The following is a 17425-nucleotide window of genomic DNA, read 5'->3' as shown; positions in this document are numbered from 1 at the left end:
ACGACCATCGCGAGCAAGCTCGCTCCTACAGAATCCTTAAACGTTAGGAGCGGGCAGGCTTGCTATCACCAATTATGGTCTGTACTCAGGCGGTGAAATCGCTGGCGTGCAACTCCTTGACGCCCAGCAGTGCGAATTCGAACTCGGGGGTGGCGTCGGCGTCGACACTGCCGTAGAGAATGCCATCGGCAAAGCGCACTTGGCCGGTGGCGTTGGCAGGGTCGAAAGCGTTGCTGGCGATGAAGGTGAAGGCATCGACAGTGCCGGTCAACGGGTTGGCGTCCAGGCCGGAGAAGTCCAGATGATCGCCTTCGATGCTCTTGAAATCGTTGAGCACATCACGCGAAGCACCGACGCCCATGTCCGACAGCGCACCAAATGCGTAGGTATCCGCACCAGTGCCACCGGTGAGATTGTCGGTGCCTGCACCGCCGATCAACCGATCATCGCCGGAACCGCCCACGAGCGTGTCATTGCCCGCACCACCGTTCAGGACGTTCGCGGCGCTGTTGCCCGACAGACTGTCTGCGTAGGCACTTCCCGTCAGGTTTTCGAAGAATTTCAAGGTGTCGAGCCCCGACCCCCCGGTGTTTTGTTGCACTGAGGTCGAGAGGTTGGCGGTGACACCGGACAGAGCGCGTTCAAAAGACACGGTGTCATTTCCCTCGCGCCCGTCCAACACGTTGTTGCCGGCAGCGGCGAACAGCGTGTTGTCCAACGCGTTGCCCGTGCCATTGGCGGCGCCCGGGTTCTCGATGTACAGATTCTCGACATGGGCGCCAAGGGTATAGGTCCCCAGGCTGCTGCGCACACTGTCGACCCCTCCGGGCAACACGTTGCCCTGGGTCTCGATCACGCTGTCGTCGGCGTTGTCGACATAGTAAGTGTCATTGCCATCACCACCACTCATGCTGTCGGCCTCTGCGCCACCATTGAGCACGTTGGCGGCGGCATTGCCGGTGATGAAGTTGCGCAGCGCGTTACCGCTGCCGTCGATCTCCGAGACACCAGTGAGCACGAGGTTCTCGAGATTGGCGCCCAGGGTCCAGCTGACTGATGCCTGCAGCGTATCGATCTGCGAGGCCGAGGTATTGGTTTCCACCACGCTGTCGGACGCGTTGTCGACCAGATAGATGTCGTTGCCATCGCCACCGGTCATGGAGTCGGCGCCCAAGTCGCCATCCAGTGTGTCATTGCCCGGACTGCCCACCAGGGTATCGGCCTGGTCAGTGCCGGAGATCATGCCGCCCTGGTTCTGAGCGTTGTCGAAAATGTCCTGAACACTATTGTTGTCGTCCGGGTTGCCTTGAAAGCCAAGGTCTGCGGCGATGTAGTCGGCCAGGCGCTGGCCGACGATTTCCGCCGACTCCTCGTGCAGGTGCCAGACGTCATCGGGATACACCAGCGGATCGACTTCGTAGCGCAAGGGCAGGTCGGTGTAGTCCACCGCCAGCTTGACGTCGGCGCGTTCGGTGGCGATGGCTTCCTGGACGGCGCGAACATAGCCTACGCCCTCGACGATGGAGGCTATCTTTTCTTCGGAATAGCCCCGGGCACGTGCCGCATCCTCCTGATAGTGGCCGGTTTCCATGATGTACACGTTGAAGTTGCCGAACTGGGCATGCAGGTAATCGAACACCTTCAGGGTGGCGTCCTTGTAGGCAGCGGCCGCCGCAGTTTTGTCCGTGGCACGCGCGATCTCCTGGGCAGCTTCCTCGCCCTGGCCCCAAATGATGCCCATGGTGACGTTATCGATCGATTGCAGTTCGGCGAGCTGGTCCCCCAGCAACGCGACGGCACGCAACAGTGCAGGCCCTGGTTGGTTGGTGTCAGTCAACCACCAGCACAACTTGAGCTCTTCGGCGCCCAGGGTCGACAGGCCGTTGACCGTGCTACCTCCCACCGCGATGTCGATGCCGTTGCCGTCGGCATCGGTGAACTGGCTGCGTACGTCATAGGGGGTGTAGCGGTCCAGGTCTTTGACCAGCATCGAGGTGCCGGACTGATCGTCATCCTCTGTCATGCGCAGCAGGCGCGCATTGGATTGACCGAGCGTGGGCAGGTAGAGAATGTCCTGTTGGGCGCGCTCGCCAAACACGAAGTCGCTGGCGGTGAGGGTGTTGAGGTAGTTGCCGTTGAGGGCGATTTCAAAACGGTTGCCATTGGCATCCGCGTCGGCGGATTTGATGTAGGTCTTGTCGCCGGCCGCGTTGAGGGTCGTGTACAGCGTGTGATTGCTGCCATCGCCGAGACCGAGAAAGCCCAGGCCCGACACATCGATCTTGTCGACGCCAGCAGTGAAGTCATAAATCGTGTCGGTGGCAGTGATGCCGCCGGCGTCGTAATCGCGGTAACTGTCGAGTGCGTTGGTGTAGCGGAAGTTGTCAGCCCCATCGCCGCCATACAGCGAGTCGCGTCCGGCACCACCGTCGATGATGTCTGCCCCGGTGCCAGCCTTGATCGTGTCATTGCCACCGTTGCCCAGGATCAGGTCAGCACCTGCCGTGCCGTTGAGCGTATCGGCATTATCGGTACCGACGAGGGTACTGGCTGGCGCATCAGCCACCGTCAGGGCGAAGCTGTCGCTGACCGAGGCACCTGAAGGATCAGTGGCCTTGACCAGTACACTGTAGTTTCCGGCCGCAGTGCTGATCGGCGTGCCGCTGAACGTCAGGTTGGTGGCATTGAAGCTCAGCCATGTGGGCAGGGCGCTTGCGTCGGCGAGGGTCGCGGTATAGACCAACGCATCCTGGTCGGCGTCGGTGAAACTGTCCTGGGTCACGGTGTAATTGAACGGCGTGCTTTCGGTGGCGTTCTGGTCGAGCAGGGGAATGGCCACCACTGGCACCGCATTGCCTGGAGTGTTCTGGTCGGCGAAGACAAAATGACTCGCCGTCAGGCCGCTCACCAGATTGCCCGCCATCGACAACTCAAAGCGATTGCCGTTGGCGTCGACGGTGAGATCCTTGAGATAAGTACGGTTGGTCGACGCACTGTAGGTCAGTTGCAGCGTACCGTTCAGACCATTGCCCAGCGCCGTGTAGCCGAGTGCCGAGACATCGATCTTGTCGGCGGTCACGTCGAAATCGAGGATTTGGTCGCTGACGCTCGTGGAACTGGTGCGGTAACTGTCGAGTTTCGAGGTATAGCGGAACACATCGGCACCCGCGCCGCCGGTGAGCTTGTCCACCCCGGTGCCACCGATAAGGATGTCGTTGCCCGCGCCACCATTGAGCGTGTCGTTACCTGCGCCACCGAGCAGTTGCTCGTTGGCTGCGGTGCCAGTGAGGGTGTCGTTGTTCGGGGTACCATTGATCACCGTGGGGCCCGCGGGTACGTCCTGCACGGCGAGGGTGAAGCTGTCGCTGACGGTGGCGTTGCTGCCATCGCTCGCGGTGACCAGGATGGAGTAAGTGCCCGACGCGGTGTCGTTGGGTGTGCCACTGAACGTGCGAGTGGCGGCATCGAATGTGAGCCAGCCGGGCAGGGCGCTGCCATTGGCCAGCTTGGCGGTGTAGCTGAGGCTGTCGTTATCCGGATCGGTGAAGCTGGTGGCGGGGACCACGTAACTGAACGCTGTACTTTCGGTCGCGCTCTGATCCAGCAGCGGCGTGGCCAGCACCGGCGCCTGGTTGGTTGGTGACGACGTGGCGAAGACGAAGTTGGCGCTGGTCAGTTTGTCGAGGTAGTTGCCGGCCAGCGTCACCTCAAAACGATTGCCATTGGCGTCGGCGGTCAAGGACTTGATGTAAGTCTTGGTGCCGGTGCTGTTGAGCACCAGGTACACGGTGTTGTTCTTGCCATCCCCCAGGCCGGTAAATCCGATGGCCGACAGGTCGATCTTGTCGTTGCTGACATCGAAATCGGTGATCAGGTCGCTAAGGTTGGCACCGCCGGTGTTGTAGTTGCGGTAACTGTCCAGGCGATTGGAGAACACAAAAGTGTCCGCCCCGGCGCCACCGGTGAGGCTGTCCATCCCGGCGCCGCCGTCGAGCTTGTCGTCGCCCGCGCCGCCACTGAGATTGTCGTTTCCTGCGAGGCCGAGCAGGGTGTCGGCCGAATCGCTGCCCAGCAACGCGTCGCTGGCGCTGGTGCCGGTGACCACCCGATTGAAAATGAAGTTGCTGGCGGTCAGGGTGCTGGCGAGGTTGCCCGAGAGAATCAACTCGAAGCGATTGCCGCTGGCGTCGGCATCGTAGTCCTTGATGTAAGTGCGGTCGTTGCTGGCGCTGTAGCTGACCTGCAGGGTGCCACCACGGCCATTACCCAGGCCGGTGAAGCCCAGGCCGGCCAGGTCGATCTTGTCCTGGGTGACGTCGAAGTCGGTCACAGTGTCATCGAAGCTTGCGGTTGCATTGCGGTAGCTGTCGGACTGAGAGGCGAAACGGAACGTATCGGCGCCGGTACCACCGGTGAGTTTGTCGATGCCCGCACCGCCCACCAGAATGTCGCCACCGGCCCCGCCATTGATCGTATCGTTGCCGGCCCCGCCGTAGAAAATCTCGCTTTCGGCGCTGCCCGACAGGGTGTCGTTGCCAGCCGTACCTTGCACAGTGGTCATCGGCACCGTGTCGCTGACGTAGCTGCCGTCACCATAGATCAACGTGGCACCCTTGCTGATGTGACTGATGGTATTACCGATGATGGCATTGCGATCCGTGCCGTCTTCATTGCGTTCTGCAACACCGTAGGTCGAGAGGTTGCTGCCGCTGATGATGTTGCCCTGGATGGTGTTGTCGCTGCCGTTGAAGTACTTGCCTGACACGCCCAGGGTGTCGTCGTAGGACTGGATGATGATTTCCGGTACGGGGCTGACCAGTGAATTGTTGTGGAGCGTGTTGTCGGTGATTTCAACGTGGTTACTGCCGTAGATGCGAATCCCGGCGCTGGCATTGTCGTGAATATCGACGCCGCTGACAGTCACCTCGCTGGACATCTTGATCAGCACCCCTTCGGCGCCGTTGCCGTACACCTCGCCACCGGTAATGGTTATGTTGCTGGGGGAGGGGATGTCCTCGCTGCCGCGCTGCACCACGATGCCATTACCGCCGTTGTTGTAGGCAATGTTATTGGTCAGGGTGAAGTCGTGGGTACTGGTAACGACGTTGAAACCGTGCCGGTCGTTGTCGTAGGCGATGTTGTTTTCAAAGGTGCTGTCGCTCAGGAAATCAGCGACGAAGCCGTCCAGGCCATTGCCGTGGGACACGCTGTTCTTGATGACCATGTTGACGGTCTGCTCGTGGGGGTCGAAACCGTACCCGGAGCAATCCTTGATTTCGACACTGTCGAGGGTGACGTTGGAGTCGTAGCCTTCTTCGCCGGGAATGAAGCCGTTGAACCAACCATCGATCTTGCCCGTTGTGTTGTCACGATTGCCATCGATGGTGAGATTGCTGACGCCAAAGTCGTGGGTTTCTTCGCCATAAGCGGAGCGAATAACCCCCGTGATCTTGGTATCCGAACCGTCAGCCACTTTGACGTTGGTGGCGCCCATGCCGTCGCCGTACAGGTAGACGTTGCTCTTGAGCATCAGGCATCCGTCAGAGGGTTCCGCGCCTGCGGAAACGATATAGGTCCCGGTTGGCATATACACCTGGCCACCGCCAGCGGCAGCTGCGGCATCAATCGCACTCTGTATTGCGGCCGTGTCGTCGGTAATCCCATCGCCTTTAGCGCCAAAACTTTGTACGTTGAAAATCATTAGGTTATCTCCGTATCAGTCTAAATAGCGGCGCACGCCAATATTCCATCGACGAACAGCTTGTTAGGACTCGGAGACGCGCGAAAGTTGTGACCGCATATCGGAAGCACGTCAAAAAACAGATATTACTGATCAGTGGTCTGAACGATCTTTTATGGAAACAACTTTATTTTGACTCTCACCGTGGGCAGTGCCTCTCGGCGTTTTTCCGACCCTGGACCGGAAAAGAGCACTGTAACTATGTGCTGCGGGTCAGGACATGACACGGGAATCAGCGACGGTGAAAGCAGCCCGTAGAGTAGGTATGGTCGGCTTCCAGGTAAAATTCAGGTGGCTTTACCCACGGATATTGGAGCCGACGACCCACGACGGTTTTGTCGCTCAAACCATTCGAATAGCGCCATGCCGGCCAGCATGGCCATGACAAACACCGCGCCCTTGAAAATGCCCGAGCCCAACAGCACCAGAGCGGGGCCCGGGCAAATCCCGGCCAATCCCCAACCGACCCCAAATAGTAGGCTGCCGATGATCAGGCGTCGGTCGAAGTGTCGAGCTGTGGGCAGATTCATCGGCAAGCCAAGCAGTGATCGCGTTCGTTTTCTTGCCACCCAAAAGCCCAGGGTAGCCACGGCAATGGCACCGGCCATGACGAATTCCAGCGAGGGATCCCACGTCCCGGTCAGGTCCAGGAACCCCAGCACTTTGGCGGGGTTTGTCATGCCTGAAACCAGCAAACCGACCCCAAATATGAGCCCGCAAATCCAGGCGAAGAAGAGTGCCATGATCAATTCCCTCCCAGGAGGTGGCGAACCACAAAGACGGTGGCAAACCCGGCACTCATGAACACTACAGTCGCCACCCCTGAACGCGGCGACAAGCGCGACAGGCCGCAGACACCGTGACCGCTGGTGCAGCCAGCCCCATAGCGCGTGCCAATGCCGACCAACATCCCGGCGACAATCAATAGCGGATAACCGGCATCGATTTGCAAATTAGGCAGTGGCGCAATCAGGCGGTAAAGCAGCGGAGCCATGAGCAGCCCCAGGACAAATGCTATGCGCCAGGCGACATCACCAGCCAACGGGCGCAGTAAACCGCCGACAATGCCACTGATGCCGGCGATGCGCCCATTAAACAGCACGAACAGGGTAGCGGCAGTGCCTATCAACAGGCCGCCAATCAGAGCGCTCAGCGGTGTGAAATGGTTCAGATCGATCATGGCGACCACCTATCGTAAACCGTCGCTACATTGTCTACAGACTTGTGTGCGTCACTTGCTCATCGGCATGTTCATCATGCTCGATTGCTGATCCATCATTTTCATCATCATGTTCATCATTCCCATCTCCATGCCGTCTTTGTTGCCGGCCATGCCCATGCCATGACAGTTCTTATGCATCATGGCCATGCTGTCCTTCATCGTCTTCATGCTCTCCTGCATGGCGGCGTGTCGCTCGGCAGGGGTCTTGGCTGCGGCTGCCTTGTCGTGTGCAGCCTGCATTTTTTGCATTTGCTCGGTCATGACATTGTTTTGCTTCGGCGTAGCTGTTTCGCTCGTCTGGCCAGGCGCGGTCTGTCCTTGCTCCGGGTGATGCTCGTCGACTGCCGAGGCGATGAGTGGGCTGCTGATCAGCAGGGTGGCGAGGATTATTTTCAATGAGGCATGCATGGCAATCTCCAAAGGGTGAGGACAACTCAGGTAATACCAGGCCGCGCCAGGTTGGCGCAGTCAGACAATGCGCCGAAGATCGGCGCGCAGAAGGTCGGATTAATCGTTGAAACGGACGAAAATCAGGCGGGCAGGCGGCCTGGCCGGTACAGGGCGCCGTAATGCAAGAAAGGCAAAAGCGCAGGGATTTGCGGGAAACAAAATCAGCAACGCAGGGATCAGTAACAGAAACGTCCAACTGAACAGATCAAATGTTTGAAGATGGAGCGAAGGACTTACAGCTATCGCCGCATCGGCGCAGTGCTGAAGGCAGCCCAGGGCGTGGGCGTCGTGGCTATCGTGATCTTGCGCAGTGTTCAGTGAGACATGCGTTGTAGCCGGATTGTGGCTGGGCTGTGCCAGACATCCCTGGGTCGCTGCCACACCAAACGCTAACACCCACAGCACGATGGCGAGGCGTATGAACGTTGGTTGACGATGGCGAAACCAGAACATGGAGAATCTCCGGTACTGATTAGCAAGTTTTGATTTATCAACATACAGCACATCGAAGTGCCACGGTTGATCCACATCAATTTATGCCGCCGGGTGTCGGCTCTTGTGATGTGGTCAAAGAGCGTATGTTCGGGTGACACATGATTTAACAAGTGGGCCATGTCATATGTTCATAGGCAGGCCGTTACTATGTTCTGCCGCAGGCCCGACGGCTGATGGCGTGGAAATGTTCATCGGTCGATGTTCATGGAAACCGGGCAGCAGCTTCCGAACTGTCCGGCCCAGCAGAACATCGAAACGGCCGAACACCCCGACCATTCCAGCTCAACGGCGGCAATCTGATACTGTTTTTTGTGTTGAATCTGAGCCTTTTATTAGTTAGCCGGTGCTCTATAGAGTGCGCGTCCGACGCACTAGTGGACAGTGATCGGCCGCCACTATTTCTGGCTCTCTGAAGACCGGACGACCTCGAGAGTCTTCAGGAACAACCATGAATACTCGTCCGAGCTTTCACAGCAAGACCTTCCCCGAGTCGCAGCGTGACATTCTCGGTATGATCGCGACCGATCATCATCTGGGCGACATACTCTGCGCCATCTGCCAGATGCTTGACGATCAGGCCCCCGAAACCTTCTGCTCCATCCTGCTAACTGATGCCGAGGGCAAACGCTTGCTGAGCGGCGCGGCGCCCAGCCTGCCGGCCGAGTACAGCGAGGCGATTGATGGAATGGCCATTGGTCCACACGAAGGAACCTGCGGCACCGCAGCGTTCCGGCGCGAACTTGTGGTCACCGAAGACATCGCCCGGGACCCAAACTGGGAGCGTTTCCGCAGCCTGGCTTTGGGGCATAACCTGCGTTCCTGCTGGTCGGTACCGTTGCTCTCCCATCAAGGATGCGTGTTGGGCACATTTGCCCTGTACCAGAACCGCGCCCATACGCCGGACGAGGCGCAGATTCAACGACTGGCCTTTGCAGCCCAACTGGCAGTCATTGCGATCCGCCGTGAACGTGACGGCCAACGTCTGGAGGAAAGCGAACAACGTTTTCGGTCATTGTTCACCTACAACCCCAACCCGGTGTTCGCTCTCGATCTGGCCGGCAACATCCAGAGTGTGAATCCAGCAGGCCTGAAGCTGAAACCGCACACCGCAACCGATTTTCTCGGTCATCACTTTTCCCGCCTGTTGCTCGAAGGAGACCTGGAACGGGTCAGTCAGCATTTTTCCGCAGCCCGCGCTGGAGAGCCTCAACGCTTCGAGGCACGGCTTCTCGACGAGAGTGATAAATTGCTGACCATGGACATTTCCAACCTGCCGATCATGGTCAACGGAGAGATCGTCGGGGTATTTGGCATTGCCCGGGACATCAGCGAACAGAAGCATTTCGAGCGCCAATTGAGCTTCAACGCCAGCCATGACCGGCTGACAGGTTTGCTCAACCGTGTTTCGCTTGAAGACCGGCTTGTTCTGGATTGTCACATCAGTCGTCGGCGTAAGCGTCGTCTGGCTGTGATGTGCATAGATCTGGATGGATTCAAATCCATCAACGATTCGACCGGGCACTACTTCGGCGATCAGGTGCTGATTGAGGTGGCGCAGCGTATGACCCAGCAGGTTCGTCCCGGGGATACCATCGTGCGCATGGGCGGTGATGAATTTATCGTTCTGCTGCCAGACCTGCTTCGTGATGAGGACGTTGTACCGGTGGCCGAGCGCTTGATGGCCAGCATTGCCAGACCCTACTGTGTCCAGGGCATTGACCTGCACGTGAGTGCCAGTATCGGTATCACCCTGAGCGATGGTCACATCGAGCAGCCGATGCAGCTGATCCAGCAGGCTGACATGGCCATGTACAAAGCCAAGCAGCAAGGGCGCAACAACTTTCAGTGGTATACCAGCGATCTTAATCAGCGCGTTTGTGAGCACGCGAGCCTGCGCAATGACCTGCAAAAAGCTATCGAAACTCAATCGTTACAGCTGCATTATCAACCGCAGATAGAGGCGCGCACGTGCCGGGTGGTCGGGATCGAAGCGTTGCTGCGCTGGGAGCATCCGGAAAAAGGATTTATCTCACCCGCGGTGTTTGTGCCGGTGGCAGAGGACAGCGGCCAGATCATCGCGCTGAGCCTGTGGGTACTCGATACGGCTTGCGCGCAGCTGCGCGAGCTAGGCGAGCAGGGCATCACCGGCATCTCAATGGCGGTGAATATTTCGCCGATGCATTTTCAGCGTGGCCAGTTCGTCCAGTGTGTCCAGGCCACCCTGGGGAAACATGGTCTGCGTGGTGAGCAGTTGGAGCTGGAGATCACCGAGTCGCTGCTGTTGCATAACGCTGAACAGGCGATCGACACGTTGCACCGGCTCAAGGCGTTGGGGGTGCGCATCGCGCTCGATGATTTCGGCACCGGGTTTTCCAGCCTCAGCTACCTCAAGCGTTTGCCCATCGACAAGATTAAGATTGACCGCTCGTTCATCCAGGAAATCGCTACCGACCATCACGATGCAGCGATCACCCAAGGAATTATTTCCATGGCCCATCACCTTAGCCTGACGGTAGTCGCCGAAGGCGTGGAAACGGCGTTTCAGGTGGATTTCCTGAAGGGCAGTCGCTGCGATATTTTTCAAGGGTATTTCTTTGCCAAACCGATGCCCTATGCAGAAGTCGAAGCTTTCCTGAGCCTTCTCGCGTCCCATCCCTGACCGGCAATTCTGTCGGGTCCCAGACCTGAAAATCAGACGCTAAGGCAAATTTTCAGACCCCAGCGCAGAACTCCCTCTCCCCAGGCAAGGCGCTCCCTGCGCCTTTCTCACACACTCGGCTCTAACGCTATCGCGCTGCAAAACAACAAGAGCCGCGAAAAAATGACTAGTTTCCAACCTGCTACCGAAAGCCAGACCGGCCACATCGGCGCCCGTCAGACCCGTGTCGAGGACGCCGCATTGTTGCGCGGCCTCGGCTGCTATGCCGATGACGCTGCGATCCCTCCGGGTACGCTACATGCGGCGATCATCCGTTCACCCCACGCTCATGCGCGGATCACCTCGGTGGACTTTTCCAAAGCGCTGCTGATGAAAGGCGTGCACGGCGTGCTGGTCGGCGAAGACGTCAAACGCTGGGCGCTACCGTTCCCGGTGGGTGTACGGCAGCCGATGGAGCACTGGTGCGTCGCCGTGGACAAGGTGCGTTATGTCGGAGAGCCAGTGGCCGTGGTGATCGCTGAGAGCCGTTATTTGGCTGAGGACGCCATCGAAGGTGTGCGCGTTGAATACGAGCCGCTGCCCCCGATCATCGATCCCGAACTGGCCACCGCCGAACAGGCGCCGATCCTGCACGAAGCCGTCGGCAGCAACGTGGTCAACGAACGACGCTTTCGTTATGGCGAGCCGGAGCAGGCGTTCGAGCAGGCGCCGCACAAGGTCTCGCTCAAAGTGAAGTTTCCGCGCAGTTCCTGCACACCCATTGAATGCTATGTGGTGCTGGCTCAGTACGAGCGCGCCACCGGCATTTATGACGTGCTGGCCAATTTCCAGGGCCCCTATGCGTTGCACACGGTCATGGCCCGTGCACTGAACGTTCCCGGCAACCGCTTGCGTTTGCGCACTCCGAAGGATTCCGGCGGCAGCTTTGGCATCAAGCAAGGGGTTTTCCCTTACGTGGTGATGATGGGCCTGGCGTCACGCAAGGTCGGTGCACCGGTGAAGTGGGTCGAGGACCGTCTGGAACATCTTCAGGGGGCTTCTTCGGCAACCAATCGGGTGACCGAAATTGAAGCGGCGGTCGAAGCGGATGGCCGCATCACCGCTTTGCGTTATGACCAGATCGACGATTGTGGTGCCTACCTGAGAGCGCCTGAGCCAGCGACGTTCTACCGCATGCACGGCAACCTGACAGGTGCCTACGCGATCCGCAATGTGCAAGTGCGCAACCGGGTGGTGCTGACCAATAAAACCCCTTCCGGCCTGAACCGAGGTTTCGGTGGCCCGCAGGTGTATTTCGCCCTGGAGCGGCTGCTGCAACACATCGCCGTGCAATTGAACCTTGATCCGCTGGACGTGATCCGCCGCAACCTGGTGCCGGCCGATGCCTTTCCTTATCAAGCGGCCGCCGGTGCGTTGCTCGATTCAGGCAATTACCAGGCGGGTATTGCCTTGGCGGCGACTGACGGCGGTCTCGACGAGTTGCTCAAACGTCGTGATCAGGCGCGTGCCGAAGGCCGGATCTATGGCATCGGTTATGCGGCAGTCATCGAACCATCGATTTCCAACATGGGCTACATCACCACTGCGATGACATCCGAAGAGCGGCGCAAGGCCGGTCCGAAAAACGGCGCTGTCGCCACCGCCACCATCAACGTCGGCCCGTTGGGTGACGTCAGCGTGCACGTGTCCTCGGCACCGCAAGGGCAGGGGCATCAAACCACCGTCGCTCAGGTCGTTGCCGAAGTGCTTGGGGTTGCGCTGGAATCCATCGTGGTCAACGTCGAACTGGATACCCAGAAGGACGCTTGGTCGATCGCCTCGGGCAACTATTCCAGCCGTTTCGCCGGCGCTGTGGCCGGTGCCGTCTACAAGGCAGCGCTGAAGATCCGCGATCGCCTCGCCAAAATTGCCGCCGAGCAATTGCAGGCCAGTCCCGAAGATATTCGTTTCGCGGGCGGCAAGATTTTTGTGGTCAATGGTGGAGCGGTGGCGCCATTCCATCGGATTGCCGGTGCGACCCACTGGTCGCCGGGACTGCTGCCGGAAGGTGAAAGTGGCGGCCTGCGCGAAACCGCCTTCTGGAGCCCGCCGCAATTGGTGGCCCCGGACGACCAGGATCAGGTCAACAGCTCGCTGTGCTACGGCTTTGTCTTCGACATCTGTGGTCTGGAAATCGACCGCATGACCGGCGAGATCCACATTGATCGCTACGTCACCTGTCATGACGCCGGCCGCCTGCTCAACCCGGCGCTGGTCGATGGCCAGATTCGTGGTGGCTTCACCCAAGGCCTCGGCGCGGCGCTGATGGAAGAGTTCGCCTACGGCGAGGACGGCAGCTTCCTGAGCGGGACCTTCGCCGATTATCTGGTGCCGACCGCACCGGAAGTGATCGAACCGATGATCCTGCACATGGAAACGCCATCGCCATTCACCCCGCTGGGCGCCAAGGGCGTGGGCGAGGGCAACAATATGAGCACGCCGGTGTGTATCGCCAACGCGGTGGCCGACGCCCTCGGTCGCTCGGACATTCGTCTGCCACTGACTCCCTCCAAAGTACGCACGCTCATCGGGATCGACGAACCACCACGGCCCGCCGGTATGGAGCCTGATGAAAACCTGGACACAGCACCTGCCGGTGGACCGGCACTGCGGGCCAACGACTCGGTGGTGATTCCTGCTTCGCCGCAACAGGTCTTCGATACCTTGCTCGACCCGCAGACGCTGGCGGCGATCATTCCCGGTTGTCACGACCTGGTGCTAGAAGGCGAAAACCGTTACCGCGCGGATGTCACCGTCGGCGTCGGCATGATCCGTGCGCGCTTCGAGGCCAAGGTTGCCCTGAGTGATCTGGACCCTCCGCATTCATTGCGACTGTCCGGTTCCGGAAGCAGCTTGATGGGTTCGGCCCAGGGCCAGGCCAAGGTGCGTTTCGTCGAACTGGAAAATGGCCACACACGCCTGGAATACCAGTACCAGGTGGCGGTCAGCGGCAAAGTCGCCGCGGTCGGCGGCCGAATGTTGCAAGGGGCCTCGAAAGTGATCATCGGACAAATCTTTACTCGCCTGTCGCAACGGGTCAGCGGCCAAGCCATTTCCACCAGCTGGTGGGCACGATTGCAGGCCTCGCTTGGCGCGCTGTTTGGCAAGGGAGGTGCGCAATGAAACCGGCTGCTTTCGATTACGTTCGGGCTGACACCCGTCGTCAGGTGATGGAGTTGCTCGCCGAGTACGGCCAGGAAGCTCGCATCATTGCCGGTGGCCAATCGCTGATGGCGGTGTTGAACATGCGGCTGGCTCAACCCAAGTTGCTGATCGATATCAATCATGTGGCTGAGCTGGCCTACATCGAACTGCGCAAGGATTGCCTGGCGGTAGGTGCCGGGGTACGACAGGCGCAGCTGTTGGCGCGTTCGACCCTGATGGACGAGGTGCCTTTACTGGCACTGGCGATGCCCTGGATCGGTCACTTCCAGACGCGTAATCGCGGCACCGTCTGCGGTTCGGTGGCTCACGCCGACCCCAGCGCCGAGCTGCCGCTGTGCCTGGTGACGCTGGGCGGCGAGATCGTTCTCGAGTCGAAAAAAGGCAAACGCATCGTCAAGGCTGCCGACTTCTTCCAAGGCATTCTCACCACCGATAAGCGTGCAGATGAACTGGTCGTCGAGGTGCGTTTTCCGCTCAAGCGCGAAGGCATCACTTATCGCTTCCGCGAAATCGCCATGCGCCACGGCGACTTTGCAATTGTCTCCCTGGCCGCGGCCATCGGCGCGGAGCAGGTCGAACTCGGCATCGGCGGGGTCGCTGACCGTCCGCAACGTCGCAGTCTGCCTCGTGGTGCGGGGCTGCCGGACGCGCTCAATCAAACCGCCTGGTCGCTCGACGCTCAAGACGACGTGCAGGCCAGCGCTGCCTATCGCCGCCAACTGATTCGCGAGCTGGGTCATCAGCTGATCGAAGGAGTCTGAACATGCGTGTAACTGCCGACCAAACCTTTCCGATTCGCCTGGAACTCAATGGCCGCTCCCGCGAAGCACTGGCTGAACCGCGGACCCAACTCTGCGACTTCCTGCGCCACGACCTCGGTGCCACCGGTGTCCATGTCGGATGCGAACACGGCGTCTGCGGCGCCTGCACGGTGTTGGTGGACGGAGTCGCCATGCGTTCCTGCCTGATGCTCGCGGTACAGGGGCACGAGCGCCGTATCGAGACCGTCGAGTCCCTGGCCGACGACGACACGCTGAGCGATCTGCAACAAGCCTTTCGCCGACATCACGCCTTGCAGTGTGGCTTTTGCACTGCGGGCATTCTCATGTCCTGCGTGGATTTCCTCGAACGGGTACCCAGCCCGGACGAGATCCAGGTACGCGACATGCTTTCGGGGCATCTATGTCGCTGCACCGGCTACACAGGCATCGTCCAGGCCGTGCTCGAAGTCGCTGCCCAGCGCCAAACGAACAAAGGGGTATAACAAAAATGTTCGATCTCGGACGCAGTTTCCTCGCTGCCGTTGAACGCCGGCCGCACGCCGTGGCGGTCAGTGACGGTGCACTGAAGAAAACCTATGAGGACTGGTTCGTCGATATCCAGAGCGCCGCTTGGGGCTTGCAATGCCTTGGGCTGCGACGCGGTGATCGACTGCTGGTAGCAATGCAAAACCGCTGGCAGATGGCAACCCTGCATTGGGCCTGCCAGTTTACGGGCATCGTCATGACCCCGTTGAACTGGCGTTCGACCGCCGATGAACTGGGCTACTGCATCGAAGATGCGCAAATCCGTGCAGTGGCTTACGACGACGCTACCGTGACCGCCGTGGCCGGTTGCAGCGCCGCCACAAGGCTGCCACGGATCACCGCCGGTCTGCGTGCCGCCAACACCGACCTGAGTTTCGAGGAACTGTGTTCGCAGACCCCCTCAGGCATCATTTTGCAGGCCGACGCCGAGGATTTTTCACTGCTGCTGTACACCTCCGGAACCACCAGCAAGCCCAAGGGCGTGCCCCGGCGGCACCGTTGCGAACGCGCCGCGGCGGTTGCCCACGTAGCGCAAAACCTCTACCGCCAGAGCGAGTGCACGCTGGGTGTCATGCCGCTTTACCACACCATGGGCGTGCGTTCGTTGCTGTCCATGGCGCTGATCGACGGACATTTCGTCTGTGTGCCGAAGTTCGACGTGGAAGCCACGCTGCAGGCCATCGAACGGGAAAAGGTCAGCAACCTGTACCTGGTGCCGACGCTCTACCACATGCTCATTGAGCACCCGGCCTTTGCCCGTGAACGAGTCGCCAGTGTGGAGAAAATCGGCTTTGCCGGTGCGCCGATGAGCGACGGTTTGATGCGTCGCGTCGAGCAGGCGTTCCAGCCGCAATTGTTCGTCAATCATTACGGCAGCTCGGAAATCTACACCTTCACCATCGACCAGCAAGCCAACCGCAAACCCGGTTCGTCAGGGCGCAGTGCTATGAACCAGCGCGTGCGCGTGGTGCCGATCGATGCTCAAACGCCGGACGTGCAGGTCAACCCATTGGAGGAGGGCCAGATCATCGCCGACCTGGCAAGTGACGAGGCGTTCGAGGGCTATCTGAACCGCCCCGAAGCGACCGCCAAGGCGTTGCGTGATGGATGGTATTTCACCGGCGACATCGGCTACTTCGATCTGGAGGGCGATCTGTTCGTCACGGGTCGTGTCGATGACTTGATCATCACCGGCGGCGAAAACGTCAGCCCGGCAGAAATCGAAAACATGCTTTCTCTGCACCCGGCAGTGGAAGAAGTGGTGGTGGTCGGTCTGCCCGACGAGCAGTGGGGCAAGATCATTGCCGCGTTTATCAAGCTGCGCGCCGAAGTCTCGGAAGGCGACCTCGATGCCCATTGCATCGCTTCGGGCCTGGCCAAATTCAAGCGGCCACGGCGTTACCAGTTCATCGAGCAGATTCCCAAATCTCCAGTGGGCAAGGTGCTGCGGCGCGTGCTGCTGGCGCAATTCCAGGAACAGGCCTTGAAGGCCATCAGCTAATCATCCAGAGGACACTCCCATGCAACAACAAGCGATCCAGCAATTTCTCGACACTCAGTTCGATGGCTTCCAGGTTGAAGTCGATGTGTCCCGCGAGCGCGCTGACATCATCCTGAACCGGGCGCCGTTGAACGTCATTTCCATGGGGCAGCGCGATCAACTGCGCCTGGTCTTCGAAGCCCTTGATGCACACAAAGATGTGCGCGTCATCGTGCTGCGGTCGGTGGGTGAACACTTCTCCAGCGGCGGCGACATAAAAGGCTTCCTCGAAGCGTCGCCGGAGCACGTTTCGAAGCTGGCCTGGAACGTCGCGGCACCGGCACGTTGCGAAAAACCGGTGATCGTTGCCAACCGTGGTTATACCTTTGGCGTCGGTTTCGAGCTGTCCCTGGCCTGCGATTTCCGCATTGCTTCGCAAACCACTCGCTACGCCTTGCCCGAGCAGAACCTAGGGCAGATCCCGGGCTCGGGTGGCTCCGCACGCCTGCAGAAAATCATCGGCATCACCCGCACCAAGCACATGGTGATGCGTGCCAAACGCATCACCGGCGACCAGGCCTATGCCTGGGGTATCGCTACCGAGGTCGTGCCGGATACCGAACTGGAAAGCACTGTCGATGCGTTGGTTGAAGAACTGCGGCGCTTCTCGCCGCTGGCTCAGCGCACGGCAAAAAAACTGATCAACGACAACGAAGATGCGCCGCTGACCGTCGCGATTGAAATGGAAGGTCACTGCTACAGCCGTCTGCGCAGCTCCAAGGACTTCAAGGAAGGCGTTGAAGCGTTTCACAGCAAGCGCGCGGCCGTGTTTATCGGCGAGTAAATCGTACCGGCGAGCAGGCCCGGG

11 protein-coding genes are annotated in these 17425 nt (G+C 59.6%); 6 read left to right on the top strand and 5 right to left on the bottom strand.

Translation table 11 applies throughout. The features are described 5' to 3' along the window. Positions 1–85: 85 nt before the first annotated feature. The 5 genes from PPUTUW4_RS13370 to PPUTUW4_RS13350 all read right to left on the bottom strand — a co-directional run bounded on the left by PPUTUW4_RS13370 (position 86) and on the right by PPUTUW4_RS13350 (position 7865). Positions 86–5701: a putative Ig domain-containing protein gene (locus PPUTUW4_RS13370; protein WP_015095136.1), complete on the bottom strand. Its 5616-nt coding sequence runs from the start codon at positions 5699–5701 to the stop codon at positions 86–88. Between the two features lie 326 nt (positions 5702–6027). Beyond that, on the bottom strand, positions 6028–6483 hold the full coding sequence (locus PPUTUW4_RS13365) for a YeeE/YedE family protein (RefSeq protein ID WP_015095135.1): 456 nt from the start codon (positions 6481–6483) through the stop codon (positions 6028–6030). 2 nt (positions 6484–6485) lie between these two features. Then, positions 6486–6920, bottom strand: a complete 435-nt coding sequence (locus tag PPUTUW4_RS13360; protein ID WP_015095134.1) for a YeeE/YedE family protein — start codon at positions 6918–6920, stop codon at positions 6486–6488. A gap of 51 nt (positions 6921–6971) precedes the next feature. Continuing rightward, positions 6972–7370 carry a hypothetical protein gene (locus tag PPUTUW4_RS13355; protein WP_015095133.1) on the bottom strand — a complete coding sequence of 133 codons (399 nt, stop codon included), beginning with the start codon at positions 7368–7370 and terminating at the stop codon, positions 6972–6974. A 99-nt stretch (positions 7371–7469) separates the two neighbouring features. Next, the gene (locus PPUTUW4_RS13350; RefSeq protein WP_015095132.1) at positions 7470–7865 is read right to left on the bottom strand and encodes a hypothetical protein; all 396 of its coding nucleotides are present in this window, start codon (positions 7863–7865) and stop codon (positions 7470–7472) included. 490 nt (positions 7866–8355) lie between these two features. Between PPUTUW4_RS13350 and PPUTUW4_RS13345 the strand changes: the two genes are divergently transcribed. From PPUTUW4_RS13345 to PPUTUW4_RS13320, 6 genes are all read left to right on the top strand, one after another. Next, positions 8356–10566 carry an EAL domain-containing protein gene (locus tag PPUTUW4_RS13345; protein ID WP_015095131.1) on the top strand — a complete coding sequence of 737 codons (2211 nt, stop codon included), beginning with the start codon at positions 8356–8358 and terminating at the stop codon, positions 10564–10566. A gap of 162 nt (positions 10567–10728) precedes the next feature. After that, on the top strand, positions 10729–13728 hold the full coding sequence (locus PPUTUW4_RS13340; RefSeq protein ID WP_015095130.1) for a molybdopterin cofactor-binding domain-containing protein: 3000 nt from the start codon (positions 10729–10731) through the stop codon (positions 13726–13728). After that, positions 13725–14531 (top strand): FAD binding domain-containing protein, encoded by an 807-nt coding sequence (locus PPUTUW4_RS13335; RefSeq protein WP_015095129.1) that lies wholly within the window; start codon positions 13725–13727, stop codon positions 14529–14531. Before PPUTUW4_RS13340 ends, PPUTUW4_RS13335 begins: the two co-directional genes overlap by 4 nt. 2 nt (positions 14532–14533) lie before the next feature. After that, positions 14534–15034 (top strand): (2Fe-2S)-binding protein, encoded by a 501-nt coding sequence (locus PPUTUW4_RS13330; RefSeq protein WP_015095128.1) that lies wholly within the window; start codon positions 14534–14536, stop codon positions 15032–15034. A gap of 5 nt (positions 15035–15039) precedes the next feature. After that, positions 15040–16578, top strand: coding sequence for an AMP-binding protein (locus tag PPUTUW4_RS13325; protein ID WP_015095127.1), 1539 nt, complete (start codon positions 15040–15042; stop codon positions 16576–16578). A gap of 19 nt (positions 16579–16597) precedes the next feature. Further along, complete coding sequence (locus PPUTUW4_RS13320; RefSeq protein WP_015095126.1) at positions 16598–17401, top strand: enoyl-CoA hydratase/isomerase family protein; 804 nt, start codon at positions 16598–16600, stop codon at positions 17399–17401. Positions 17402–17425 lie beyond the last annotated feature (24 nt).

Origin of the sequence: Pseudomonas sp. UW4 (assembly GCF_000316175.1) — a bacterium.
In the GTDB taxonomy this organism is placed as follows: domain Bacteria; phylum Pseudomonadota; class Gammaproteobacteria; order Pseudomonadales; family Pseudomonadaceae; genus Aquipseudomonas; species Aquipseudomonas laurylsulfatiphila.
This window is presented reverse-complemented; position numbering and strand designations above follow the sequence as displayed.